General features: G+C 69.7%; 25 protein-coding genes. 15 read left to right on the plus strand and 10 right to left on the minus strand.

All coding sequences use genetic code 11. The features are described from left to right. The first annotated feature begins 208 nt into the window (after positions 1–208). Genes ctaC through EAS64_RS21780 form a run of 3 tightly spaced genes read left to right on the plus strand, consistent with a single transcriptional unit; the run spans position 209 to position 3,186 of the window. Positions 209–1,039: an aa3-type cytochrome oxidase subunit II gene (ctaC, locus tag EAS64_RS21770; RefSeq protein ID WP_439333621.1), complete on the plus strand. Its 831-nt coding sequence runs from the start codon at positions 209–211 to the stop codon at positions 1,037–1,039. Next, positions 1,036–2,775: an aa3-type cytochrome oxidase subunit I gene (gene ctaD / locus EAS64_RS21775; RefSeq protein WP_187366163.1), complete on the plus strand. Its 1,740-nt coding sequence runs from the start codon at positions 1,036–1,038 to the stop codon at positions 2,773–2,775. Before ctaC ends, ctaD begins: the two co-directional genes overlap by 4 nt. A gap of 15 nt (positions 2,776–2,790) precedes the next feature. Next, positions 2,791–3,186, plus strand: coding sequence for a cytochrome c oxidase subunit 4 (locus EAS64_RS21780; protein WP_145855501.1), 396 nt, complete (start codon positions 2,791–2,793; stop codon positions 3,184–3,186). 96 nt (positions 3,187–3,282) lie between these two features. Here the strand turns inward: EAS64_RS21780 and EAS64_RS45980 are convergent, their stop codons facing one another. Beyond that, positions 3,283–4,074 carry a response regulator transcription factor gene (locus EAS64_RS45980; protein WP_145855502.1) on the minus strand — a complete coding sequence of 264 codons (792 nt, stop codon included), beginning with the start codon at positions 4,072–4,074 and terminating at the stop codon, positions 3,283–3,285. Further along, positions 4,071–5,564 carry a sensor histidine kinase gene (locus EAS64_RS43720; protein ID WP_187366090.1) on the minus strand — a complete coding sequence of 498 codons (1,494 nt, stop codon included), beginning with the start codon at positions 5,562–5,564 and terminating at the stop codon, positions 4,071–4,073. Before EAS64_RS43720 ends, EAS64_RS45980 begins: the two co-directional genes overlap by 4 nt. 295 nt (positions 5,565–5,859) lie before the next feature. Here EAS64_RS43720 and EAS64_RS21795 point away from each other — a divergent pair, with 295 nt between their 5' ends. From EAS64_RS21795 to EAS64_RS21810, 4 genes are read left to right on the plus strand one after another with little or no spacing between them, the layout of a single operon-like run. Further along, complete coding sequence (locus EAS64_RS21795; RefSeq protein WP_246115804.1) at positions 5,860–6,804, plus strand: ABC transporter ATP-binding protein; 945 nt, start codon at positions 5,860–5,862, stop codon at positions 6,802–6,804. Beyond that, a complete protein-coding gene (locus EAS64_RS21800) occupies positions 6,794–7,759 on the plus strand; it encodes an ABC transporter permease (RefSeq protein WP_145855505.1) in 966 nt (321 codons plus the stop codon). The genes EAS64_RS21795 and EAS64_RS21800 overlap by 11 nt, the downstream gene beginning before the upstream one ends. Further along, complete coding sequence (locus tag EAS64_RS21805) at positions 7,756–8,667, plus strand: ABC transporter ATP-binding protein (RefSeq protein ID WP_145855507.1); 912 nt, start codon at positions 7,756–7,758, stop codon at positions 8,665–8,667. The genes EAS64_RS21800 and EAS64_RS21805 overlap by 4 nt, the downstream gene beginning before the upstream one ends. An 11-nt stretch (positions 8,668–8,678) precedes the next feature. Next, positions 8,679–9,398 (plus strand): ABC transporter permease, encoded by a 720-nt coding sequence (locus EAS64_RS21810; RefSeq protein ID WP_145855509.1) that lies wholly within the window; start codon positions 8,679–8,681, stop codon positions 9,396–9,398. A 255-nt stretch (positions 9,399–9,653) separates the two neighbouring features. Here EAS64_RS21810 and trpD read toward each other — a convergent pair whose 3' ends face one another. Together trpD and EAS64_RS21820 are read right to left on the minus strand one after the other, a co-directional pair. After that, positions 9,654–10,760: an anthranilate phosphoribosyltransferase gene (trpD, locus tag EAS64_RS21815; protein ID WP_145855511.1), complete on the minus strand. Its 1,107-nt coding sequence runs from the start codon at positions 10,758–10,760 to the stop codon at positions 9,654–9,656. A gap of 80 nt (positions 10,761–10,840) precedes the next feature. Then, entirely contained in the window at positions 10,841–11,242 is a 402-nt protein-coding gene (locus EAS64_RS21820) for a hypothetical protein (RefSeq protein WP_187366091.1), read from the minus strand. Positions 11,243–11,370: 128 nt separating this feature from the next. Here EAS64_RS21820 and ctaE point away from each other — a divergent pair, with 128 nt between their 5' ends. The 4 genes from ctaE to qcrB all read left to right on the plus strand — a co-directional run bounded on the left by ctaE (position 11,371) and on the right by qcrB (position 15,667). Continuing rightward, positions 11,371–12,027, plus strand: a complete 657-nt coding sequence (gene ctaE, locus EAS64_RS21825) for an aa3-type cytochrome oxidase subunit III (protein WP_145855514.1) — start codon at positions 11,371–11,373, stop codon at positions 12,025–12,027. A 14-nt stretch (positions 12,028–12,041) separates the two neighbouring features. Beyond that, entirely contained in the window at positions 12,042–12,869 is an 828-nt protein-coding gene (gene qcrC, locus EAS64_RS21830) for a cytochrome bc1 complex diheme cytochrome c subunit (RefSeq protein WP_145855517.1), read from the plus strand. Beyond that, complete coding sequence (gene qcrA, locus EAS64_RS21835; RefSeq protein WP_145855519.1) at positions 12,862–13,932, plus strand: cytochrome bc1 complex Rieske iron-sulfur subunit; 1,071 nt, start codon at positions 12,862–12,864, stop codon at positions 13,930–13,932. Before qcrC ends, qcrA begins: the two co-directional genes overlap by 8 nt. 73 nt (positions 13,933–14,005) lie before the next feature. Then, positions 14,006–15,667: a cytochrome bc1 complex cytochrome b subunit gene (gene qcrB / locus EAS64_RS21840; protein WP_145855522.1), complete on the plus strand. Its 1,662-nt coding sequence runs from the start codon at positions 14,006–14,008 to the stop codon at positions 15,665–15,667. Between the two features lie 74 nt (positions 15,668–15,741). Here qcrB and EAS64_RS21845 read toward each other — a convergent pair whose 3' ends face one another. Continuing rightward, positions 15,742–16,026 (minus strand): Lrp/AsnC family transcriptional regulator, encoded by a 285-nt coding sequence (locus tag EAS64_RS21845; protein ID WP_145855533.1) that lies wholly within the window; start codon positions 16,024–16,026, stop codon positions 15,742–15,744. Between the two features lie 84 nt (positions 16,027–16,110). Then, positions 16,111–16,926, minus strand: a complete 816-nt coding sequence (locus EAS64_RS21850) for an exonuclease domain-containing protein (RefSeq protein WP_222849499.1) — start codon at positions 16,924–16,926, stop codon at positions 16,111–16,113. Positions 16,927–17,211: 285 nt separating this feature from the next. Between EAS64_RS21850 and EAS64_RS46805 the strand changes: the two genes are divergently transcribed. From EAS64_RS46805 to EAS64_RS21860, 3 genes are all read left to right on the plus strand, one after another. Beyond that, complete coding sequence (locus EAS64_RS46805) at positions 17,212–17,340, plus strand: hypothetical protein (protein ID WP_281283298.1); 129 nt, start codon at positions 17,212–17,214, stop codon at positions 17,338–17,340. 161 nt (positions 17,341–17,501) lie between these two features. Further along, on the plus strand, positions 17,502–18,545 hold the full coding sequence (locus EAS64_RS21855; RefSeq protein WP_145855537.1) for a C40 family peptidase: 1,044 nt from the start codon (positions 17,502–17,504) through the stop codon (positions 18,543–18,545). Between the two features lie 40 nt (positions 18,546–18,585). Next, a complete protein-coding gene (locus tag EAS64_RS21860) occupies positions 18,586–19,719 on the plus strand; it encodes a glycosyltransferase family 4 protein (RefSeq protein WP_145855539.1) in 1,134 nt (377 codons plus the stop codon). 7 nt (positions 19,720–19,726) lie between these two features. On the opposite strand, the gene EAS64_RS21865 is transcribed toward EAS64_RS21860, so the two are convergent. Then, on the minus strand, positions 19,727–21,553 hold the full coding sequence (locus tag EAS64_RS21865; protein WP_342782063.1) for an AMP-dependent synthetase/ligase: 1,827 nt from the start codon (positions 21,551–21,553) through the stop codon (positions 19,727–19,729). 19 nt (positions 21,554–21,572) lie between these two features. Between EAS64_RS21865 and EAS64_RS21870 the strand changes: the two genes are divergently transcribed. Beyond that, positions 21,573–22,352, plus strand: a complete 780-nt coding sequence (locus tag EAS64_RS21870) for a metallophosphoesterase family protein (RefSeq protein WP_145855541.1) — start codon at positions 21,573–21,575, stop codon at positions 22,350–22,352. 74 nt (positions 22,353–22,426) lie between these two features. Here the strand turns inward: EAS64_RS21870 and EAS64_RS21875 are convergent, their stop codons facing one another. The 3 genes from EAS64_RS21875 to EAS64_RS21885 form a co-directional block, all read right to left on the minus strand. Then, positions 22,427–22,678 (minus strand): hypothetical protein, encoded by a 252-nt coding sequence (locus EAS64_RS21875; RefSeq protein WP_145855543.1) that lies wholly within the window; start codon positions 22,676–22,678, stop codon positions 22,427–22,429. Between the two features lie 187 nt (positions 22,679–22,865). Beyond that, positions 22,866–23,561 carry a hypothetical protein gene (locus EAS64_RS21880; protein WP_145855545.1) on the minus strand — a complete coding sequence of 232 codons (696 nt, stop codon included), beginning with the start codon at positions 23,559–23,561 and terminating at the stop codon, positions 22,866–22,868. Positions 23,562–23,672: 111 nt separating this feature from the next. Beyond that, positions 23,673–24,431, minus strand: a complete 759-nt coding sequence (locus tag EAS64_RS21885; protein ID WP_145855548.1) for an alpha/beta hydrolase — start codon at positions 24,429–24,431, stop codon at positions 23,673–23,675. Positions 24,432–24,491 lie beyond the last annotated feature (60 nt).

Here is a 24,491-nt window from a genome sequence, read left to right on the forward strand (position 1 = left end):
CCACCCGAACGCCGGGGGTCCCCTGCGAGCCCCCGGAGGCGCGCGATACTGTTTGCACGACACGCTGTAGAAGACCGTGGACCGGCGCTCGAAGAGAAAGCGGGCGGCCGGGCGACGTTGTTGGGAAGGCGCTCCTTTGACTCTGATTCGCCGGCATGCCGCGCCAGGCGGGCGCGGTCTCGCCCCGGGTGGCGCTGAGCCGTGTGGTATTGGCCCGCGTGACACCGCTCAGCGCACGCGATCGCCGCGCAGCCGCCGGGCAAACGCGGCGCGCGTCGGCCTTCTTGCCGCCATGCTGCTGCCCCTCGCCGGGTGCTCATGGAATAACGACCTCACCCGCATGGGTTTCCCGAACCCCATCACCAAGCAGGGCGCGGTCACGCTGTCCCTCTGGCAGGGTTCATGGGTCGCCGGCCTTCTCGTCGGCGCGGTGGTCTGGGGCATAATCATCTGGGCGGTGATCTTCCACCGCAGGCGCGGCGACAAGCTGCCGCCCCAGGTGCGTTACAACATGCCGATCGAGATTCTTTACACGGTTGTGCCGTTCGTCCTCATCGCGGTGCTGTTCTACTACACCGCCAAGGACGAGAACACGATCGACGCGCTGCCGGCCAACCCGGCGGTGACGGTCAACGTGACCGGCTTCCAGTGGTCATGGGAGTTCAACTACCCGCAGTACAAGACCGTCGGCGGCGGGTCCGTCACCACCGACGGCTACATGTGGGGCCAGGGGCCGCTGCCGCTGCTCGAGATCCCGGTCAACGAGACGGTGCAGTTCAACCTCTCCTCACCGGACGTTATCCACGCGTTCTGGGTGCCCGAGTTCCTGTTCAAGCGGGACGTCATCCCCGGCCACCCGAACCACTTCCAGATCACCGCCACGAAGACCGGCACGTACACCGGGCACTGCAGCGAGCTATGCGGCCTGTACCACAGCCGGATGCTGTTCACGCTCAAGATCGTGACGCAAGACCAGTTCAAGGCCTGGATCGCTCAGCAGCAGGCGGCCCAGAAGACGGCCTCAGGGAGCACCCAGTGACAACCGTAGAAAACCACCCGCAAGCGATTCGGGCGGCCGCCCGCACCGCGAAGACCGAGCGTAAGGGCTCGATCCTTGCCGGGTGGCTCTCCTCCACGGACCACAAGATCATCGGGCACATGTACCTGATCACGTCGTTCGTGTTCTTCCTGTTCGCCGGGATCATGGCGCTGCTCATCCGCATTCAGCTGATGAGCCCCGACTCCAACTTCCTGTCGGACCAGATCTACAACGAGCTGTTCACCATGCACGGCACGATCATGCTGCTGCTGTTCGCCACCCCGCTGTTCGTCGGGTTCGCGAACGAGCTCGTGCCGCTGCAGATCGGCTCGCCCGACGTGGCGTTCCCGCGGCTGAACCTGCTCAGCTACTACCTGTTCCTGTTCGGCGGGCTGATCCTGCTGGGCAGCTTCCTCGCTCCCGGCGGCTCCGCCGCCTTCGGCTGGTACGCCTACGCGCCGCTGACCAGCGCGACGAACTCGCCGGGCATCGGCGCCGACCTGTGGATCATGGGCCTGGCCCTGTCCGGCGTCGGCACCGTCCTCGGCGGCGTCAACTTCATCACCACGATCTTCTGCATGCGGGCCCCGGGCATGACGATGTTCCGCATGCCGATCTTCACCTGGAACGCGCTGCTCACCTCCATCCTGGTGCTGCTCGCCTTCCCGGTCCTCTTGGCCGCCCTGCTCGTGCTCGAGATCGACCGCCGCCTCGGCGCCCAGGTCTTCGCCGCCAACTCCGGCGGCGCGATCCTCTGGCAGAACCTCTTCTGGTTCTTCGGCCATCCTGAGGTCTATATCCTCGCGTTGCCGTTCTTCGGCATCGCGACGGAGATCCTCCCGGTGTTCAGCCGCAAGCCGCTGTTCGGCTACAAGACGCTGATCGCCGCGACGATCGCCATCGCCGGCCTGTCGATGACCGTGTGGGCGCACCACATGTTCACCACCGGCGCGGTGCTGCTGCCGTTCTTCTCGTTCATGACGCTGCTGATCGCGATCCCCACCGGCGTGAAGTTCTTCAACTGGGCGGGCACCATGTGGCGCGGCCAGCTGTCCTTCGAGCCGCCGATGCTCTACACGATCGGCTTCCTCGTCGTGTTCCTGTTCGGCGGCATCACCGGCATCATCCTGGCCTCGCCGCCGATGGACTTCGCGGTCTCCGACTCCTACTTCGTGGTGGCGCACTTCCACTACGTGCTGGCGGGCACCGTGCTGTTCGAGATGTTCGCCGGCCTGTACTTCTGGTGGCCGAAGATGACCGGCAAGATGCTGAACAACCGGATCGGCAAGGTCCAGTTCTGGCTGATGTTCATCGGCTTCAACATGACGTTCCTCGTCCAGCACTGGGCCGGCGTCCAGGGCCAGGTCCGGCGCACCGCGAACTACCCGTTCCTGCCGGGCGACGTCACCACGCTGAACGTCATCTCGACGGTCGGCTCATGGCTGCTCGCCCTGTCGATCCTGCTGTTCATCTGGAACGTGTACATCACCACGAAGTTCGGCGAGAAGGTGGTCGAGGAGGACCCGTGGGGCTACTGCTCCTCGCTTGAGTGGGCCACCTCCTGCCCGCCGCCGCGGCACAACTTCTACCGCATCCCGCGGATCCGCTCCGAGCGCCCGGCGTTCGAGGCGCACTACCCGCACATCGTTGCCGGGGCAGCGTCCCGAGGCCTCGTGCAGGACATCCCGCCAATCAGCGCGGGCACCCAGTCACCCGTCGGCGCCGGCAAGAACTAGGGGCGTGTATCTCACATGAAGGTCGAAGGCTGGCTCTTCCTGGGCTGTGGCGTCTTCTTCGCAGGCGCCGACATCGTCTACTGGTACGTGTCCCTTGACCCGACCGGCACCGCGGCGCTCGCGCTCGCGGTCGGCCTCGCGCTGCTCACGGGCTTTTACCTGCTGTTCACCGGCCGGCGCCTGCCGGTCCGGCCGGAGGACGATGAAGAGGGCGAGATCGCCCAGGGCACCGGCGAGATCGGCTTCTTCAGCCCGCACAGCTGGTGGCCGCTCTGGGTCGCCCTGGCCGGCGCGGTGACCGCGGTGGGCGCGGCGGTCGGCTGGTGGCTGGTGCTGATCGGCGTCCTGCTGCTGGTGATGACAACCATCGGTTTCGTCTTCGAGTACTACCGGGGCCACTTCGCCCACTAACCGGCGTGCCGTGCACTCGCCCGGCGCAGGCATCATGTGAGTCCCGTTGGGCCGGCTCTGGCCGGCCCAACGGGACTCATTCATGAGTGAGTCCCCTCAGGGGATTGGGCGGGCCAGGCCGGCCTGGTAGGCGATGATCACCAGCTGCACCCGGTCGCGGGCGTCCAGCTTGGTGAGCAGGTGGGCGACGTGGGTCTTCGCGGTCGCGGGGGATATGTGCAGGTGATCGGCGATCTCCCCGTTGGACATCCCCGCCGCGACCAGTCGCAGCACCTCGCACTCGCGGTCGGTGAGCAGTCCGGTGACCCGGTTCCCGTCCGCGCGGCCGGCCGACTGCGCCCCGGGCCTGGCTGGCGCGGATCCGGCCGAGGGCCACGCCCCGAGTGCGCGCCCCGGCGCGCCTCCCGGATGCGCGGGCAGCCCAGGCGCGGGCAGCCCCGGCGTGCCGCCGGACAGCCCGAGCGCGGGCGTCCTGGCGAACTCGCTGATCAGCCGCCTCGTCACGCTGGGGGCGAGTAGCGCCTCACCGGCGGCGACCACCCGGATCGCCGTGATCAGGTCCTCCGGGAGCGTGTCCTTCAGCAGGAACCCGCTCGCGCCGGCGCGCAGCGCGCCGAACACGTACTCGTCAAGGTCGAAGGTGGTCAAGATGATCACCCGGACCCCGGAGGAAGAGGTGATCTGCCTGGTCGCCTCGATGCCGTCGAGCACCGGCATCCGCACGTCCATCAGCAGCACGTCGGGCCGGGCGGAACGGGCGATGGCGACTGCCTCGGCGCCATTGGGGGCCTCGCCCACCACGGTCAGGCCGTCGGTGGCCGCGATGATCCCGCAGAAGCCGACCCTGACAAGCGCCTGGTCGTCGGCCACGGCAACCGAGATCGTCATCCACGCCCGCCGTGACTCGCGAACGTGATCCCGGCCATGTCCGCGGCGGCGGGCGTCGCGATTGTTCCTGGGATTTCGGCGACGCCAGGCCCCGGCGCGCCGCCCGGCGCGGTGCCTATGGGCAGCGGCAGCACCGCCGTGACCTGGAATCCGCCCTCGGGCACGGGGCCGACGGCGAACGTGCCGCCGCACAGGTGCACCCGTTCCCGCATGCCGATGATCCCGTGCCCGGTCCCCGCGGTGGCGACGCCGGACGGGGCGAGGCCCGGCAGCCCGCCGTCGTCGGTCACCCGGATCACCAGGTCAGCGTCCGTATAGGCGAGGCTGACGACGCATACCGCGCCGGTGCCCGCGTGCCTGACCACGTTGGTGAGCGCCTCCTGGATGATCCGATACGCGGACAGGTCCACGCCCGCGGGCGCCGGCCTGACCGCTCCCGACACCTGGACGGTGACCCGGACGCCTGCGCCGCAGGTGCGCCTGACCAGCCGGTCGAGCCCGGCGAGGCCCGGCGCGGGCGCGAGCGGCGCTGGCCGCGGTACGGCGCGGCCGTCGGCCGCCAACTGTCCGACCGCCGGACCGCCGGTCGCGCTGTCCCCGGTCCCTACGCCTGCGGTCCCCAGGCCGCCCGGCGCCGGGCCGCCGTTCGCCGCAGCTGGCGTCACGTCCTGCTGGCGCAGCACGCCGAGCATCCGCCGCATCTCCTCGAGAGCGTCCCTGCTCGTCGCCTGGATCGCGCCAAGGGCGTTCTTCGCGCCGTCGGGGCTCGCGTCGATGACGTACTGGCCGTAGCCCGCCTGCACAGCGATCACCGACATGCTGTGCGCCACGACGTCGTGCAGCTCGCGCGCGATCCGCAGCCGCTCCTCGGCGACGGCGCTGTTGGCCGCCTGGTGCTGCAGTGTCACCACGTACAGCCGCCGCTGCCGCACCGAGTAGCCGGTCATCCAGGCGATGACGCTGGCGAGGCCGACGGGAATGAGCGTGCCCGCGTCGGCGCGCGGCCGTACCGCGGTGCTAACGCCGACGAGCGCCAGCATGACGGCGAGCAACAGCCCGAGCGCGGCGAAGCCGGTCCGACGGCGGCTCTCCACCGTCACCGTGTAAAGCACGAAGGCGGCAGCCAGGTAGATCGCCGCGGTGACCGCCGAGCCGAAGACGGAAAACAGCACACCGAGGGCGAGCAGCACGCCGAACGCGATGATCGGCGCCAGGCGGCGCAGCGCGACGGGAAAGAAGATCGAGATCAGCATCAGCAGTGCGAGCGGGAATGCCCCGGTGCGTGCTGAATCGGTGGCGTGCGTCCCGACGACCGTGGTGGACACCGCGATGAAGCCGCCTGCCGCGCAGTCGATGGCGATCCAGTGGCCGCGCCGCATCCGCTTTGTCAGCGGCGGACGAGACGCCTGTGCCGTGGGCCCGGGATAGGCCGGGTACGCCGACGACCGCGGGTCGCCGGCCTGCTGCGACATGTCGCGTTGTGAGCCCACCCTCTTAAGGTAGTCCCAGCGCGGCCAGAACGCCTCATCCCAGGGGCGTAGCCCGCGATGGTGATTGGGCGCGGGCGGTAAAGTCCCGATTTCATCGCAAGGGCGGACGCGGAGACGCGCCGTCTCTGGGACCCTATGGGCCATGAGAGCTTCTCCTCCGGCGCAACCGGAGCCGCAGCCGGGTCAGCGGGCGCCTGCCGGGGCGGCGCCCGCCACCCCGCTGATTGAGACCACGGCCGCTAAGACCCCAGTGATTGACACCCCAGTGATTGACACCCCAGTGATTGACCCCCCGGTGATTGAGACCACGGCGCTGACCAAGATCTACCCGGGCGACGTGACCGCGCTCAACGGCCTTACCGTGTCGTTCGGCAGGGGCGTGACCGGGCTTATCGGCGCCAACGGCGCGGGCAAGTCGACCCTGATCAAGATCCTCCTCGGCCTGCTCGAGCCCACCCAGGGCACGGCCAAGGTGCTCGGCCACGACTGCGTCAAGGACGGCGAGCTGATCAGGCGGCTTGTCGGCTATATGCCCGAGCACGACTGCCTGCCGCCGGACATCACGGCGACGGAATTCGTCACCCATATGGGCCGCATGTCCGGCCTGCCGGCCACCGCCGCGAAGGAGCGGGCCGCGGAGTCGCTGCGCCACGTCGGCCTGCACGAGGAGCGTTACCGGCAGATCGGCACCTACTCCACCGGCATGAAGCAGCGCGTGAAGCTCGCTCAGGCCCTGGTCGGCGACCCGCGGCTGCTGCTGCTCGACGAGCCGACCAACGGCCTCGACCCGGCCGGCCGCAACGCGATGCTCGAGCTGATCGAGCGGATCGGCCAGGAGTTCGCCATCCCGATCGTGGTCGCGAGCCACCTGCTCGGCGAGATCGAGCGGATCTGCGACAGCCTCGTGGCGGTCGAGGCGGGCAGGCTGCTGCGGGCCGACACGATGGACAGCTTCACCAGGGCGAGCCAGACGCTGCTCATCGAGGTGGAAGAGGGCACCGCCGCGCTGCGCGACGAACTCGCCAGGCGCGGCCTGCAGGTGCGCCCCTACCGCCGGGCACTGGTGGTTTCCATCGCGGGCGAGCACACCTATGACACGGTGCGCGACAGCGTGGCCGCGCTCGGCCTGCCGCTCAGCCGGCTGGAACAGCGCCGCCATCAGGTGGAAGAGATCTTCCGCGACGGTGAGCCAGGCCAGCAGGGACAGTTCGATGAGATGGAGGCCGCCGATGCCCGCTGAGGCCGCAACTGACGGCACTGCCGCGATGCAGACCTCCGGGGTCATCCACGACCTCGGCTACCGCCGCTACGACGGCCCGCGCCTGGGCAGGCGGCGCATCGTCGCCGCGCTCGCCTGGCACAGCTTCCGGTCCGCGTTCGGCCTCGGGCGCGGCGCGAAGGCCAAGGTCGTCCCGGTGATCGCCTTCCTCGCGCTGTGCCTGCCCGCGGTGGTGAACGCGTTCGCCATGTCCCGCGGCAATGCCCGGGTCGTCGACTACGACACCTACACCCCCGTGCTGCGCAACCTCATCATGATCGTCTTCGTCGCGGTCCAGGCGCCAGAACTGGTCAGCCGCGACCTGCGCAGCCGGGTGCTGCCGCTGTACTTGTCCCGGCCCATCAAGACCGGCGACTACCCGCTCGCCAAGTACCCCGGCTTCACCGCCGCCCTGCTGGTGATGCTCGAGGTGCCGCTGCTCCTGCTGTACGCGGGGTCGATCGCCAACGTGCACGGTGGCTCGGCCGTGTGGGCGGAGACCAGGGCGCTGATTCCCGGACTGCTCGTCGCGCTGATGTTCGCGGTGGTGCTGGCCGCGATCGGCCTGGTGCTCGCGTCGCTGACCGGCAGGCGCGCCTTCGCGACCGGTGCCGTGGCGATCTTCTTCCTGCTCACCTACACCCTGGCCGAGATCCTGCTCCAGGTGGAATCCCAGGCCACGAGGGGGGGACCGGCTTTCGGCCTGGGCGTCGGCGGACCGCCCGCCGTGCCGCTAGCCGAGAAGGTGGCCGGCCTGTTCAGCCCGTTCACCCTGTTCGACGGCGTGCGGATGTGGCTCGGCGGCCCCTCTCATCACGCCGACAACGTGGCGGACCCCGGCGGGTTCGGGGCGGCGTACGCACTCGTTCTGCTGATTCTCTTCGGTCTTTGCCTGTACGGCCTGGCCGCACGCTACCGGAAGGCGCGCCTGTCATGACCACCATTGAGCTGCGCAATGTCAGCCGCTGGTACGGCAACGTGGTGGCGGTCAACGACATCACGATGGACATCGGCCCCGGCGTCACCGGCCTGCTCGGACCCAACGGCGCGGGCAAGTCCACGATCCTGCACATGATCGCGGGCTTCCTCGAGCCGTCGAAGGGTTCGCTCACCCTCGACGGCGCCGCGACCTGGCGCAATCCCGAGGTATACCGCCGGCTTGGTCTGGTGCCCGAGCGCGACTCGGTCTACGCCTTCCTCACCGGCGACCAGTTCGTCACCGCGACCGCGAAGCTGCACAAGCTGGCGGACCCGGAGCAGGCGGCGAGCAGGGCCATCGGCATCACCGAGATGGCCGAGGCGAAGGACAGGAAGATCTCGACCTACTCCAAGGGCATGCGCCAGCGGATCAAGGTCGCGGCGGCGCTGGTTCACGACCCGGAGGTGCTGCTGCTCGACGAGCCGTTCAACGGCATGGACCCCAGGCAGCGGCTGCACATGATGGAGCTGCTGTCCCGGCTCGGCGACGAGGGCAGGACGATCCTGTTCTCCTCGCACATCCTTGAGGAGGTGGAGCGGCTCTCCGGCACGATCCAGGTCATGGTCGCGGGCCGCCTCGCGGCCTCCGGCGACTTCCGCGCCATCCGCCGCCTGATGACAAGCCGCCCCCACGTGTTCCGGGTCAGGACGTCCGACGACAGGCGGCTCGCCGCCGCGCTCGTCGGCCGCCCCTACACCCACGCGGTCGAGCTGACAAGCAAGGGCCTGCAGGTGCGCACGTCCGACTTCGGCGCGTTCTGCGAGCAGATCGCCATCCTCGCCCGCGACGAGAACATCCGGCTGACCGAACTGCTGCCCACCGACGAGTCGCTGGAAAGCGTCTTCGGCTACCTGATCACGAACTAGGAGTTCCGACCATGCTTAACCCGACGGTGGCGAGCATCACGCTCCGCGCCACGCTCGGCCGCAGGCGCGCGATCCTGTTCGCGATCCCGGCGGCGATCCTGATCGCCCTCACCCTCATCCTGCGGGCATCGCATCCCGACAGCGTGTCCTGGCCGGACAACGTGCTCGGCGACTTCGGCTTTTCCGTGCTGTTGCCGCTCACCGCGCTGATCATCGGCACCGGCGTGCTCGGCGCGGAGATCGACGACGGCAGCGTCGTGCACCTGCTCGCCACCCCGGTGCGCCGCGCCGACGTGATCGCCACCAAGTTCGCCGTCGCCGTCGGCCTCACCGCGCTGTTCGCCGCCGTGCCCGAGCTGATCGCCGGCCTGCTCGCGCCGCACTCGGGCAAGCTCGCCTTCGCGCTGTTCATCGGCGCGCTCGTCGGCTCGGTCGTCTACTGCGCGGTGTTCCTGCTCGCGTCCGTGCTGACGACGCGCGCGATCGCCTTCGGCCTGCTGTACGTGGCGATCTGGGAGGGCCTGCTGAGCAACCTCGTCGGCGGCGTGCGCATCCTGTCCATCGCGCACTATTCACTCGGCGTCGCCAACGCCATCTACCCCGACAAGAACCTGCAGGCGGGCCTGACCCTGACCACCTCGGTGGTCCTCGCCATCATCATCACCGTAGGCGGCCTGTACCTGGCGACCCGCCGCCTCCAGTCCTTCTCCCTAACCGGCGACGCCATCTAAACCCATCACACGGAACGGTTGCGGCTGACTCTCCCCGCCCCGCAACCTCTCCCGGCCCGCGGCCCGCAACCCTCACTCCAGCGCGGGCGCGGCCGAGGGGCATGGTTGCGGCAACCATACGGTCAGGACCGTATGGTTGCCGCAACCATCGGGCCGCCACCACGAAGCCAAGCGGATAACAGCAAGAAGCGCGGAGCGCTCGCGGGGCGAGAAGGTTGGCCGCGCGGGCGGGGGCCGTGAGCCGGGGGCGGGGCGTTAGCCGCGGGGGCGGGAGGCGGACAGCCGGTCGCTTGTCTCGACCCAGCGGGCGAGCAGGGTGGCCGAGGCGCCGGAGTCGACGGCGGTCGCGGCGCGGGCCAGCCCCTCGGACAGGACCTTGACCAGCGCCTCGCCCGTCGCGACGGCGGTGGCGTCCGGGTCTGCGGTCCGTGCGGCGGTCAGTTCGCCGAGCCCGTCGGCGGCGGCGATCGCGGCGGCCGCGTTGAGCAGCACGATGTCGCGAACCGGGCCGGCATCGCCGGCCAGCACGGCCCTGACGACGGCCGCGTTGTGGGCGGGGTCGCCGCCGCGCAGGTCGGCGAGCGTCGACCTGGGCAGCCCGAGCGCGGCCGGGTCGAACGCGGTCTGCGACACCGTGCCCTCGGCGGCGATCCACACAGTGGACGGGCCGGTCGTGGTCAGCTCGTCGAGCCCGCCGCCGTGGAAGACAAGCGCCGAGACGCCGCGCGCCGCGTACACCCCGGCGAGCACCGGCCCCATCAGCGGGTCGGCCACGCCGACCGCGAGCGAGGTGGGCCGCGCCGGGTTGGTCAGCGGTCCGAGGTAGTTGAACGCGGTCGGCACGCCGAGCTGGCTGCGCACCGGCCCGGCGTGCCGGAACGACGGGTGGTATAGCGAGGCGAACAGGAATGCGACCCCGATCTCGGCGAACAGCTCCTCGGTGGCCGTCGGCGGCAGGTCGATCACCACGCCGAGCGCCTCGAGCACGTCCGCCGCGCCGCACGCGGAGGAGGCGGCCCGGTTGCCGTGCTTGACGATCCGCACCCCGGCCGAGGCGGCCACGATGGTCGCCATCGTCGACACGTTGACCGTGTGCGCGCCGTCGCCGCCGGTGCCGACCAGGTCGGTCACCGGCCCGGGGATGCTGATCGGGGTGGCGAAGCTGAGCATCGACGCGGCCAGGCCGGACATCTCCGCGGCGGTCTCGCCCTTGGCCCGCAGCGCCACCCCGAAACCGGCGATCTGCGCCGGGGTGGCGGCGCCCTCCATGATCTCGTTCATGGCCCATGAGGTCTGCTCGGCGGTCAGCGCCTGCCTGCCGATCAGCGCGCGGATCAGCGCGGGCCAGCTCGGTGTGTCCATCGGTCAGCACCTATCAGCGGGGTCTGGGAGGGGAGGGACGAGGCCGGTGCGAGCCCGGCTGCGCACCCGTTCGGAATTCGTTACTGAGCTGTGATGGCGCGTGCTGCCGGGCGGGCGCGCATCAGGGCGGCGAGCTCGCGGGCGAGGGCCACCGGGTCAATCGGGTGCGCGATCACCGCGTCCGCCCGCGACCAGGTGGCGAGCCACTGGTCGTCGGCGCGGCCGATGATCAGCAGCACCGGCGGGCAGTGGTAGATCTCGTCCTTCGCCTGGCGGCTGACGCCCATGCCGCCGGCCGGCTGGGCCTCGCCGTCGAGCACCATGACGTCGACACCGCCGGCGTCAAGCAGCCGGAACAGCGCCGGCGAGGTCGCCACCTCGATGATCTCCGCCTCGGGGGCGTCGGGGGCCGGGCGCTCGCCGATCGCGAGCCGCATCTCGGCCCGCGTGTCGGCGTCATGGCTGTAAACAACGACCTTCATGGCGAGCATCCTACTGGCCGGCGATGGTCGGCCAGCAGGCGGATGCGGACCCGCAACCTTCAGCTTTCAGCCGGGAAACAGAGGAAAACAGGGGGTCGGCTGCGCATCCCCTACGAGGTGTCGTAATAATGACGGTTGTGGCGACAGCATCCGTGACCGAGACGGCAGTGGTACCGCGTACCCCAGCCAGCCGACCGAACCTGGTTAGCGTGGGCACCATCATCTGGTTGTCCAGCGAACTGATGTTCTTCGCTGCGCTGTTCGCGATGTACTTCACGATCCGTTCGGTAGATAAAGGGCAGGGCCAGCCTTGGCCCATGGCTCATCTGAACCTTCCGCTTGGCTCGACGAACACGACCGTGCTCGTGTTGTCCAGTGTGACCTGCCAGATGGGCGTGTTCGCGGTTGAGCGTGGCCAGATCGGGCGCGCGGGATCGATTTTCAACTTCATGAAGTGGGGACTGCGCGAGTGGTACGTGCTGTCCTTCCTCATGGGCCTGTACTTCGTTCTCGGGCAGGGATACGAGTACTCGCAGCTGGTCCGGGAGGACCACCTGACGATCTCGTCGAGCAACTACGGTTCGGTGTTCTACCTGACGACCGGGTTCCACGGCTTGCACGTGACCGGCGGTCTCATCGCCTTCCTCTTCTTGCTCGGGCGCACCTACGCCGCCAAGCGCTTCACGCATGAACAGCAGGTCAGCGCGATCGTCGTGTCCTATTACTGGCACTTCGTCGACGTCGTCTGGATCGGCCTGTTCACCACCATCTACCTCATCCAGTAAGCAGGGGAAACCGAGTGAGCTCGATCATCGCCCGGCGCAGGCACCCAGCCGCTGGCTACGCGGCGGTCGCCGGCGGCCTCGTTGTGTTCGGCGTGCTCTACGGCACGCTGTCCGGCGGCGGCGCGTCAGCGGCGGCACCCGCCCAGGACACGACCCAGGTCTCGCAGGGTCATGCGCTGTTCATCACAAGCTGCTCCTCGTGCCACGGGCTCGATGCCCAGGGCACGTCGCAGGCGCCGAGCCTCATCGGCGCGGGCGCGGCCGCGGTGGACTTCCAGATGTCGACGGGCCGCATGCCCGCCAAGGCCCTGACGGCGGAGAACGAACGCAAGCCGCAGGTGGAGTTCAACACGGCGCAGATCCACGACATCGCCGCGTACATCGCCTCGCTCGGCGGCGGTCCGGCGATCCCGTCGGCGGAACAGGTTTCGACGAGCGGTGCCGACACGGCGCTCGGCTCGCAGCTGTTCAGCACGAACTGCGCCCAGTGCCACGGCTTCGCCGGGGCGGGCGGCGCGCTGACGTACGGCAAGAACGCGCCGTCGCTGAACGCGTCGACGCCGACCCAGATCTACGAGGCGATGCTGACCGGGCCCGAGGCCATGCCGGTCTTCGGCGACGGGACGATCAAGCCCGCCGAGAAGAAGGACATCATCGCCTACATCGATGCGACGCGGAACGAGGCCAACCCCGGCGGCTTCTCGCTCGGCCGGACCGGCACGACCACCGAGGGCCTGCTTGGCTGGCTCGGCGGGCTCGGCTTCCTCGTGCTCATCGCCATGTGGCTTACCGCCAAGCGGCGGGACCACCTCAAGGCCGAATCGGAGCAGACTCATGAGTGAGACGCCGGAAGAGCCGGCGGGCCCGCACCGGGTCATCGGAACTCCCTTCCCCGCCCCGAAGGCGGTCGACGTCCACGTCGAGCCGACCGAGCCGGCGTTCAGCGCGGAGCCGCCGGCCCCCAGGCACGCTGATAACGCCGAGCGCCTGGTGGCGGCGCTGTTCATCCTCGCCTTCCTCGCGGGCGTCGCGTTCATCTGGGCCTTCGTCGCGATCGAGGTCGGGGTCAGCACGATCCCGAAGGGCGCCAACCCGGTCGTCGCGGCGATGCGGTCCAACTACGCGCTTGGCACGACGCTCTCGGTCGCGCTGCTCGCCCTGGGCGCCGGCTCGATCATCTGGGTGCGGCACCTGACCCCGAACATCGAGATCGAGGAGGAGCGGCACGACCTGCCGTCCGAGCCGCAGGACCGCCAGGCGTTCTCGCGGGACTTCGCGGAGGGCGCGGCGATCTCCCAGGTCACCAAGCGGCCATTGATGCGTCGCACGCTGCTGCTCGCGACCGCGCCGCTGGCGCTCGCGCCGCTGGTGCTGCTGCGCGACCTCGGCCCGCTGCCGCAGACCGACCTGCGCCACACGGTCTGGCGCAAGGGGCTGAAGGCGGTGACGCTCGGCGGGCTGCGCCCGCTGCGCTCCGCGGACCTGGCGACACCGGGCTCCATGATCACCGTCATCCCCGAGGGCTACCAGGACGACGCGAACGCCCTGGCGAAGGCCGGCGTGATCCTGATCAAGTTCGCGCCTGGCGAGCTGCACATCCCGACGAACTACAACGGCGGGACGCTGGTGTCGACGATGAACTGGACGGTCGACAACATCGTCGCCTACTCCAAGATCTGCACGCACGTCGGCTGCCCGGTGGCGCTGTACGAGCAGACCACCCACCACATCCTGTGCCCGTGCCACCAGTCGACCTTCGACGCGGCCAACGGCGCGAACGTCATCTTCGGCCCGGCGCCGCGCGCGCTGCCGCAGCTGCCGCTGATGGTGGACGCCGACGGGTACCTGGCGGCGGCCAGCGACTTCACGCAGCCGGTGGGCCCGAGCTTCTGGGAGCGCGGATGAGCGAGCTTGCGAGCGATTCGGTAAGTACAGCGCGTCCGCGAATGCGGACTCCGAGCGCTAGCGAGGTGGCCGTATGAGCGACGACGCAGTGAAGATCCCGCCCGCCGTTTCCGGCGTCGGCGGGTGGCTGGACGACAGGTTCCACGGCGCCAAGGGCGTCCGGGTCCTCATGCGCAAGGTCTTCCCCGACCACTGGTCGTTCATGCTGGGCGAGATCGCGCTCTGGTCCTTCGTGATCCTGCTGCTCACCGGCACGTACCTCGCGCTGTTCTTCAACCCGTCGGCGGCCGAGGTGGTCTACCACGGCTCCTACGCCAAGCTCGACGGCATCACGATGTCGCAGGCGTACGCCACGACGCTGAACATCTCCTTCGACGTCCGCGGCGGCCTGCTGATCAGGCAGATCCACCACTGGGCCGCGATCATGTTCATGGTCGCGATCATGGCGCACATGCTCCGGGTCTTCTTCACCGGCGCGTACCGCAAGCCGCGCGAGGTCAACTGGCTGATCGGCATCGTGCTGTTCACGATGGGCATGATCGAGGGCCTGTTCGGCTACTCGCTCCCCGACGACCAGCTGTCCGGCGCCGGCCTGCGGATCACCGAGGGCGTCATGCAGGGCGTGCCGATCGTCGGCACCTACCTCGCGTACTTCTTCTTCGGCGGGGAGTTCCCCGGCACCGCGGTCATTCCGCGCATGTACATCCTGCACGTGTTCCTGGTCCCCGGCCTGATCCTGTCGCTGATCACCGCGCACCTGTTCATCATGTTCCACCAGAAGCACACGCAGATGCCTGCGAAGGGGAACACCGAGCGGAACGTGGTCGGGCAGCCGTTCTTCCCGTACTTCCTGCTCAAGGGCCAGGCCTGGTTCTTCTTCATCTTCGGCACGCTGGTGGCGCTCTCGACCTTCGCGCAGATCAACCCGGTGTGGCTGTACGGACCGTACACCCCGCTGGCGATCTCATCGGCGTCACAGCCCGACTTCTACATGGGCATTCTGGAGGGCTCGCTGCGCATGATGCCCGCCTGGGAGATCAACTTCCTCGGGCATACCGTGTCGCTTTCCGTGGCCATCCCTGCCCTTTTGCCGCTCGGCATCATCTTCACCGGGGCCGCGCTGTGGCCGTTCTTCGAGCAATGGGCGACCGGGGATAAACGCTTCCACAACATCAACGACCGGCCGCGCAACGCCCCGGTGCGCACCGGGATCGGCGTGGCGGCGATCGCCTTCTACGGCGTCCTGCTGGCCGAGGGCGCCAACGACGTCCTCGCCAACGCGTTCGACATCCCGCTGTACACGGTTACCTGGATCTCGCGAGTCGCGGTCTTTGTGCTCCCCATTGGCGGCTATTTCGTGACAAAACGGATATGCCTCGGCCTGCAGCGCAAGGACGCCGAGATGCTCACCCACGGCGTGGAGATCGGCATCATCCGCCAGCTGCCGTCCGGTGAGTTCATCGAGGAATCCCGGCCGCTCACCGACGAGGAACGCGCGGTCGTCGACTCCAAGAAGGAAATCCAGGCGCTGCCCGCGCCGCAGGATGCGGACGCCAACGGCGTGCCGGCCCCCGCGGCCCGCGGCCCGCTCGGCCGGGCCCGCGCGCTCGCCAACCGGGCCTTCACCGAGACCATCGAGCTCCCCGAGGGTCACGGCAATGGGCACGGCAACGGACACGGGCCCGCCGTGGAGGGCGACGAGCACGCCGCCGTCGGCTCCTCCGAGGAGCACTAGGCTCCGCCTGCTACGACAAGAGCGCCCAGGTGCCGTGCGGCACCGGGGCGCTCTGCGCGTTATCGCGGTGCGTGCTACACGTCCGCGAGGCCGATCGAGAACGCGGACTCGAGGTCGTGCCGCGAGTAGGTACGGAACGCGATGTGCGTTTGCGTCACGCTCACGCCTTCTACCTTGTTCAGCCCGCCGGGTATGACGTCGGCGAGCTCGTCGTGGGCGCGGACCCGGACGATCGCCACCAGGTCGTAGTCCCCGGTGATCGAGTACACCTCGCTGACCGCCGGCATCTGCGCGATGGTCTCGGCGACCTCGGGGATGCGGTGGATCTCGGCCTTGATCAACACGATGGCGGTGACCACTGACTGCCTCCAGGAACGCTGCGGCCGGTACTTTCCGGCCACCCTATCCCCGCACGGCCGGCCGGCGTCAGGACGGGGGCTGAGTCACGCCGGCGTCTTGCTCCGGGCGGGAAGCGCCGCGGCGGCCACGCCAAGGGCCCGCAGTACCCGCAGGCGGAACCGGGCGGGGACGATCGCGGCGAGCCGCTCCGCCGTCCGCGAGACGCCGCCGGCAGCGGGCGCGGCGGCCGCGGCCTGTGCCTCACGTGCCGCCTCCGCCTGCGCCATCGCCTCGGCGTCGCGAGCCGCGAGCCAGGTGTCGAGCTGCTCAAGGGTCATGATTCCCTCGCGGTCGGCTAGCCGGCCCAGCAGCTCGCCGAGCACGACCGCGGTGGCGCGCGCGTCGTCAAGCGCCCGGTGCGACGGCCGCACCGGCGTGCCGAAGAACCGGGCGAGCGTCGCCAGCTTCCTGTCCGGCACCTCCTGCGGCGTGGCCATCAGGTGCCTGGCGAGCCGCACGGTGTCGAGCACCTCGAAGCCCGGCCAGTCACGTCCCATGGCGGCGCACGCGGCGGTGAGGAAACGCAGGTCGAACGGCGCGTTGTGCGCGGTGAGCACGCTGCCCTCGGCGAACTCGAGCAGGCGGGGCAGCACGTCGTCCACGGGCGGTGCGGAGATGAGCATCTGATCGCTGATCCCGGTCAGCGTGGTGATCGCCTCGGGAACCGGAATGCCCGGGTTGACCAGCGAGCCGAACTCGGCGAGCATCGTGCCGCCCTGCACCCGGACCGCGCCGATCTCCGTGATGCCCGCGTCCTCCGGCGCCCACCCGGTCGTCTCGATGTCCACGACCGTGAAGGCAAGCTCGCTCAGCGGCGCGGACCGGATGCCAGGGACGGCTGCGGCCACGCGATCTGTCATAACTCCCACGTTAGGCCGGTGCACTGACATTTCTGCCCGGACACGCCCGCGCGCCGGAACGGCGCTGTGTCGCCTCGCCGCATCGTGCCCCGCCCGGTACCCCGCCTAATCCGCTATCGCGCCGCCCCGGTCCCGAACGCGTGCTCGAATGTCGGTGGCCTGCTTTAGCGTGACGATTGTCAGCGAACAGTAATCGGCGAATGCCAGCGTTGCTTGGAGGCGACGGCCATGATTATCGACTGCCATCAGTGCCAGGCGCGCGGACTCGGCTGCGGCAATTGCGCGGTGACCCACATCGGGGAGCAGGAGTACCCCGATCTCGACCCGGCCGAGATTCGCGCCCTGACCGTGCTTGCGAACGCGGGCATGATTCCGCCGCTGCGGTACGCCCCGCGGCTCGCCAGGGCCTCCTGAGCCCGCCCCTGATCAGCGGACCGTGACAGCGCGGTCGGCGATCGCGGAAAATCGGTCACCCAATGGTCACAATTGCCATAACCCGGTTGAAGCCTCGGTTATCACTTCAATAGCGTTGCGAGGGTTTTCCGGCTGTGAGCAAGGTGAGGGGACTGAGGTTCATGCTGGGCACGCGACTCGCCATCACGTTTCGCGGTAAGCGCCGGGTCGCGGTCATCGGCGCCGCCGTTGTCATCGCGGCCGGGCTCGCCACCGCCGTCGCGCAGGTGGCAGGCGCGCAGCCGCAGCCGAGCATCAGTGACGTGCAGGCCAAGATCAACGCGCTGACCGGCCAGTTCGACAAGGCCAACCAGCAGTACGACCAGGTGGCGCAGCAGCTCACGGCCGCCAAGACCCGGCTGAAGCAGGTGAACAAGCAGATGGCCCGCGACGAGGCGCGGTTCGAGGCGTCGCGGAAGCTGGTCGTGCAGATCGCCGCCTCCACCTACGAGGACTCGGGATCGACCTCGCTGGCCGGGCTGCTCACCACCAACGACCCGACGAAGGTCCTCACCCAGGCGTCGCTCCTGCTCCAGCTGACCGGGACGAGGAACCTGCAGGCGAAGGCATTCCTCGCCGACGCCACCCAGCTGGCCTCGGTGCAGCAGGAGCAGCAGCGCACGGAGGCGGGCATCGTACAGCTCGCCGCGAAACGGAGCCACACCAAGAACCACATCGCCAAGCTGCTATCGGACCAGAAGAGCATCCTCAGCACGCTCACCGCGCAGCAGGTGACGCAGGTGCAGCAGGGCACGGTCACCAGCGGCGGCGGTAACACCCACGCCCACTACAACGGGCCGACCGCCACCCAGGCGGAGAAGGCGGTGGCGTTCGTCTTCGCCCAGCTCGGCTGCCCCTACAGCTACGGCGCGACGGGGCCCTGCAGCGTCGGCTTCGACTGCTCAGGCCTGGTGATGTCGGCGTGGGCGGCGGCGGGCATCTCAATACCACGTGACACCTACTCGCAGTATGCCGCGCTCCCGCACGTCTCCCTAAGCGCTCTGCAGCCGGGCGACCTGGTGTACTACAACGGCATCGGCCACGTCGCGATGTACGTAGGCGGCGGCATGATCATCGACGCGCCCACGGAAGGCCAGCCGGTCCGCGAGCTGTCCATGAACACCGCCTGGTACTCAAGCACCGTCGACGGCGCAGCCCGCCCGTAGGCGTGTCACGGGTAACGACCCTCGTACACTGAGGGACGTCATGCGCCGTACCCTGATCGTCACCAATGACTTCCCGCCCAGGCAGGGGGGCATCCAGTCCTTCGTCCATGAGCTTGCCCGCCGCCTGGACCCGGAACCGCTCACCGTCTACGCCCCGAAGTGGGAGGGCGACGCCGCCTTCGACGCCGCCCAGCCATTCGAGGTGGTCAGGCACCCCACCTCGCTGATGATCGGCGGGCCGAGCGTCCGCCGCCGGGCCGCCGAGCTGGCGAGCTCGCGGCAGGCCGAGGTGGTCATCTTCGGCGCGTCGGCACCGCTCGGGCTGATCACGCCGGTGCTGCGGAAGGCGGGTGTCCGCCGGGCGATCGCCATCACGCACGGCCACGAGGCCGGCTGGGCGGCGCTTCCCGTCGCGCGCAGCCTGCTGCGGCGGATCGGCCAGGAGACCGACGTGCTGACCTACCTGGGCGATTACTTCCGGGTCAGGCTAGCGTCGGCGCTCACCCCCGAGGCGGCCGCACGGATGACCCGCCTGCACCCAGGCGTGGACGCCGCCACCTTCTGCCCCGACCCGCAGGCCCGGGCGGCGATCAGGGAACGCTACGGCCTCGGCGACCGCCCGGTGGTGGTCTGCGTCTCCCGCCTGGTCCCGCGCAAGGGCCAGGACACGCTGCTGCGCGCCTGGCCCGCGGTGCTCGCCGCGGTGCCGGAGGCGGCCCTGCTGATCGTCAGCGGCGGCCCGTACGCCCCGGCGCTGCACCGGCTCGCGGAGCAGTCGGGGGTGGCGGGCGCCGTCCGGTTCACCGGCCCGGTCCCGCAGCACGAACTGCCCGCGCACTACGCCGCGGGCGACGTCTTCGCGATGCCCTGCCGCACCAGGCGCGGCGGCCTGGACGTGGAGGGCCTCGGCATCGTCTACCTGGAGGCGTCCGCGACGGGCCTGCCCGTCGTCGGCGGCGACTCCGGCGGCGCACCCGACGCGATCCGCGACGGTGAGACCGGCTACGTGGTCGGCGGCCGTGACGTGGACGCGCTTTCCGCCCGGCTGATCGCCCTGCTGACCGACCCGGCCGGCGCGAAGGCGATGGGTGACAAGGGCCGCGCCTGGGTGGACCGCGACTGGAACTGGGATCTCATCGCCGCCCGCCTGCGCGCCCTGATTGATGAGGACTAGCTAGAAGTCAGGAGTACAGCGCCTCGATGTCGGCGGCGAACTCCTTGGCGAGCACCGAGCGCTTGATGCCGAGCTTGGCGGACAGGTGGCCCTGCTCCTGGGTGAAGTCGCCGTCGAGGATGCGGAACTTCCTGATCGACTCCGCCCGGGACACCGCCATGTTCGCGTCGTCGACCGCCGCCTGGACCTCGGCGTTCAGGTCCGGGTCGTCCCGCAGGTCCGCGACGGTGGCGGACGCCGGCTTGCCGAGCCGCTCCTTCCACGGGCCGAATGCCTCCGGATCGATCGTCACGAGCACGCCCACGAACGGGCGGCCGTCGCCGACCACCATGCACTGCGAGATCAGCGCGTGCATCCGCATCCGGTCCTCGAGCACCGCGGGCGCGACGTTCTTGCCGCCCGCGGTGACGATCATCTCCTTCTTCCTGCCGGTGATCGTCAGGTAGCCCTCGTCGTCCAGCTCGCCGATGTCCCCGGTGGCGTACCAGCCGTCGGCGGTGAACGCGTCCTTGGTCGCCGTCTCGTCGCGCCAGTAGGCGGGGAAGACGGACTTGCCGCGGACAAGGACCTCGCCGTCGTCGCCGATGCGCACCGCGACGCCGGGCAGCGGCTGGCCGACGGTGCCGATCTTCAGCCGTTCGGGCCGGTTCACCGACACCGGCGCGGTGGTCTCGGTCAGCCCGTAGCCCTCCAGGATGGAGACACCGATGCCGCGGAAGAAGTGCCCGAGCCGCGGCGCGAGCGCCGCGCCGCCGGAAATCGCGCACTCGGCCTTGCCGCCGAGCGCGGCGCGGAGCTTGCCGTAGACGAGCCGGTCGAACAGGGCGTGCTGCGCACGCAGGCCAAGGCCGGCGCTGCGCGAGGAGTCGAGCGACTCGCTGTAGGAGACCGCCACCTGCGCGGCCCGTGCGAAGATCTTCCCCTTGCCTTCGCCGATGGCGCGCGCCTCGGCGCCGTTGTACACCTTCTCGAACACGCGCGGCACGGCGAGCACGAACGTGGGCTGGAAGGACGCCAGGTCGGGCAGCAGGTCGGCCATGTCGGGGGTGTGCCCCAGTACGATGCCCGCCTCGAGGGTGCCGACCTCGATGACCCGGGCGAAGACATGCGCGAGCGGCAGGAACAGCAGCGTGGAGGCGGTGCCCGCCGCGTGGATGGTGGCGAGCGGGCCCATGAACGCGTTCCTCACCGCGCACAGCAGGTTCTCGTGCGTCAACTCGCAGCCCTTGGGCCGCCCGGTGGTGCCCGAGGTGTAGATCACGGTGGCGATGTCCGCGGCCGACCTGGACCGCGTACGGGCGGTGAGATCCTCCGCGGATACGCCTTCGCCGCCCGCGGTCAGCGTCGGCAGGTCGGTCTCGAGCAGCCACAGGTGCTCGAGTGCGGGCAGCCGGTCGCGCGCCGCCGAGATCATCGCGGCGAAGCGGTCGTTCTCCGCGATGACCGCGCGCGCCTCGGAGTTGGCCAGGATCCACTCGGCCTGCTCGGCCGACGAGGTCTCGTAGATCGGCACCACGATCGCGCCGGCGGTCCACAGGGCGTAGTCGATCAGCGTCCACTCGTACCGCGTGTTCGACATCAGGGCGATCCGGTCGCCCGCCGCGACCCCCGCGGCGACAAAGCCCCTGGCGAGCGCGTGCACCTCGTCCCTGAACTGGCGCGCGGTGACATCCTCCCAGGTACCGCCCGCCGTCTTGCGGCGCAGCATGACCGCGCCCGGCTGCTCCGCCGCCCGGCGGCTGACCACATCCGCCGCGGTGGCCGACGGCGGGATCTCCGCAAGGGCCGGAATGCTGTACTCGCGCAAGGACTTCTCCGTTCTCAGCGAACTCACCCGAGTCTATGTTTATCGCATGAGGGTCCATGTAGTCAGCGACGTGCACGGCACCGCCGACGCGCTCGCGGTGGCGGGTGACGGCGCGGACATGCTGATCTGCCTGGGTGACCTGCTCCTTTTCCTCGATTACGCAGACCACACGCAGGGAATCTTCGCCGAGCTTTACGGGGCGGAGCACGCAAAGGAGTACATCGACCTGCGCACCGCGCGGCGGTTCGACGAGGCGCGGCAGCTCACCGCGGGCATCGCCGCCCGGCTGATACAGGAGCACGGCGCCGACATGCGCACCCTCAGCGAGCATGCGATCAGGAAGCAGTACGCGGACCTGTTCGGCGCCCTCGCCGAGCCCGCCTACCTCACCTACGGCAACGTCGACATCCCGAGCCTGTGGGACGCCTATCGCAAGCCGGGCCACACGATCATCGACGGAGGCAGGGCGGTGGTCGGGGGAGTCACGTTCGGATTCGTCGGCGCCGGGCTGATCTCTCCCTACAGAACTCCGAACGAGGTGCCGGAATCCGATTACGCCGCCAAGCTGAGCCTGGTCGGCGCCGTTGACGTGCTGTGCACGCACATACCGCCCGCCGTGCCTGAACTCCTCTACGACGTGCAGGCGCGCCGCCTGGAGACTGGCTCGACCGCGCTGCTCGAGATGATCCGCGAGACGCAGCCCAGGTACGCGTTCTTCGGCCATGTGCACAATCCGCTGGCCCGCCGGGTCAGGATCGGCAGGACCGAGTGCGTCAACGTGGGGCACTTCCGCGCCACGCGGGTCCCGTATGTCGTTGAGCTATGACGCGATGCACCCGCTCCGGCGAGTTACCCTGCCTGTATGAGCACTGAGCAGGGAAGCGACCCGATCGGCGATTTTCAGCGGTGGCTGATGAAGGCGGGAGCCAGGAGCCTCGGCAGGGACGTCGCCGGCCGGGTGCGGTCGACGATGGGCGGCGGCACCAAGAACGCCGACGTCTGGGAGACCGCGACCACCGAGGACCTAACCGAACCGCCCGAGTGCCAGTGGTGCCCGGTCTGCCGGGCGGCCCGCAGGTACCGGGAGTCGGGCGGGACGGGGGCGCCGTCGAGCGCCACCATTGGCGGCCAGCTCGCCGGGGTGAGTGACACCCTGGCCGGGCTGACCAGGGACGCCTTCAGCCTGTTCGACGCGGCGATGAAGTCAGCGACGCGTCCCCCCGCCGGCCAGCGGCCGACGGCGGAGCGGCCGCCGGCGGACCAGCGCGCCGCCGACCCGCAGGGTCATGCGGCGCCCGATGGCGCCGCGGACGGGCATGACGGCTCAGGCCAGTCGCACTCAGACCACGGCACCGTCATCGTCGGATCCGGAATCGGGTGGCCGACCGTTGTCCATCCGCAGCACCAGGACGACGAACCCGCCCACGAAGGCGGCGACCGCGAGGAACGCGGCGAGGCCGGAGATGGGACTGCTGGTGGCGGTGGCGACGAGCAGATAGAGCGGCCCGCCGAATAGCGCGAGCCACGCCAGCTTGGTCGCCGGGTCGAGCCGGGGCAGCGGCGGCGGGACTGGCGGGACGTAGTGCTCGCTCGCCGGGTCGTCCATGGGCGCGACGTCCCGTGGCCCGCTGCCGCCGAGACCCGGCCACGCCCGGCCCGTGACGGACTGACCAGGCACTGCCTGACCAGGCACTGCCTGACCAGGCACTGCCTGACCGGGCAGGCCCTGATCGGGCCTGGGCTGATCGGGCATCGTGGGCGGCCCGCCGTGCAGCGGCAGGCCGGGCAGTCCGGTGGGATTGGTCGGCGGCTCCCGTGGCGCCGTCTCGGGCGCCGTGGGCGGCACGCCCGGCGGCACCGCGGGCCTGACGTGGACCGGGCCAGCCAGGTCCTCCCTGTCCGGCCAGGGCGGATCGGCGTCGGCAGGCGCAGGCGCGTCGAAGCGGGCGACCAGGTCCAGCCAGACCGCCTCGTCGCCGTCGCCGCCAGCCCCGCTGCCCGCGCCGGTTCCGCTCGGTACGTCCCCGTCAGCCACGGGGTTCCCCTGTCACGTTGCCGCTTCCCTCTGACTCACGGGGACCGCCCCTGTACCCCTAACCTAGGCGGCGGGGCCTCCCGGTCCCGTCGGCACCTTCCACCTGTAGTCTTACCCGTTTTGCCGCTCGATGCTGTGCTTCTGAACGAAAGCCAGAGTGCCATCGAAGATCTCCGGCGCGTCATTGTCAAGCGTCGCCACATGGTAGCTGTCCGCGAGCAGTCGAACCTGCGCGCCGGGAAGTGCGCTGGTCAGAACCTTCATGCTGGCCGGTCCCACCACATGGTCGATCGTGGACCGGTACACAAGCACCGGCTGGGTGACCGAGGCAAGCTCGGCCGCCGTCGTCTTCCACATCTTGGGCAACGTTGCCACCGACGCGACGGGCGTCTTCTTCAGCGCGCCCTCCTGCGCTCCGGGCTTCTTGATGTCGCCGCCGATGGACGGTATCGCCCTGATCACGTACTTGAGCACCGGCGTGAACGGAATCAGCGGGTTGTCGCCCGCCAGCGACGGGTTGACCACCGCCAGGCCGCTCACCCGCTCGCCATGGATTTCCGCGAGCCGGAAGGCCAGGCAGCCGCCCATCGAGATCCCCGCCACGAACACCTGCTCGCACTTCGCGGAGATCTCCGCGAAGGCCTGCTCGGCGGAGGCGAGCCAGTCGGTCCAACCGGTGGCGGACAACTCGCGCCAGCCTGCGCCGTGTCCGGCGAGCAGTGGCGCCCGGACGGTGAGCCCCGCCGCGGCCAGATGTTCCGCCCACGGCCGCACGGTTCGCGGCGATCCGGTGAATCCGTGCAGGACCAGGACTCCGACCGGCCCCCCGTCGGCTGCGAAGGGCGCCGAGTCTGCCCCTGGCCCAGGCACGGGCCCCGGTGTTATAGACGACACCCTTGCATAGTCCCATAGTTTTCCGGGGACGTGCGA

This window comes from Trebonia kvetii, assembly GCF_007827045.1.
GTDB classification, from domain to species: Bacteria; Actinomycetota; Actinomycetes; order Streptosporangiales; family Streptosporangiaceae; genus Trebonia; species Trebonia kvetii.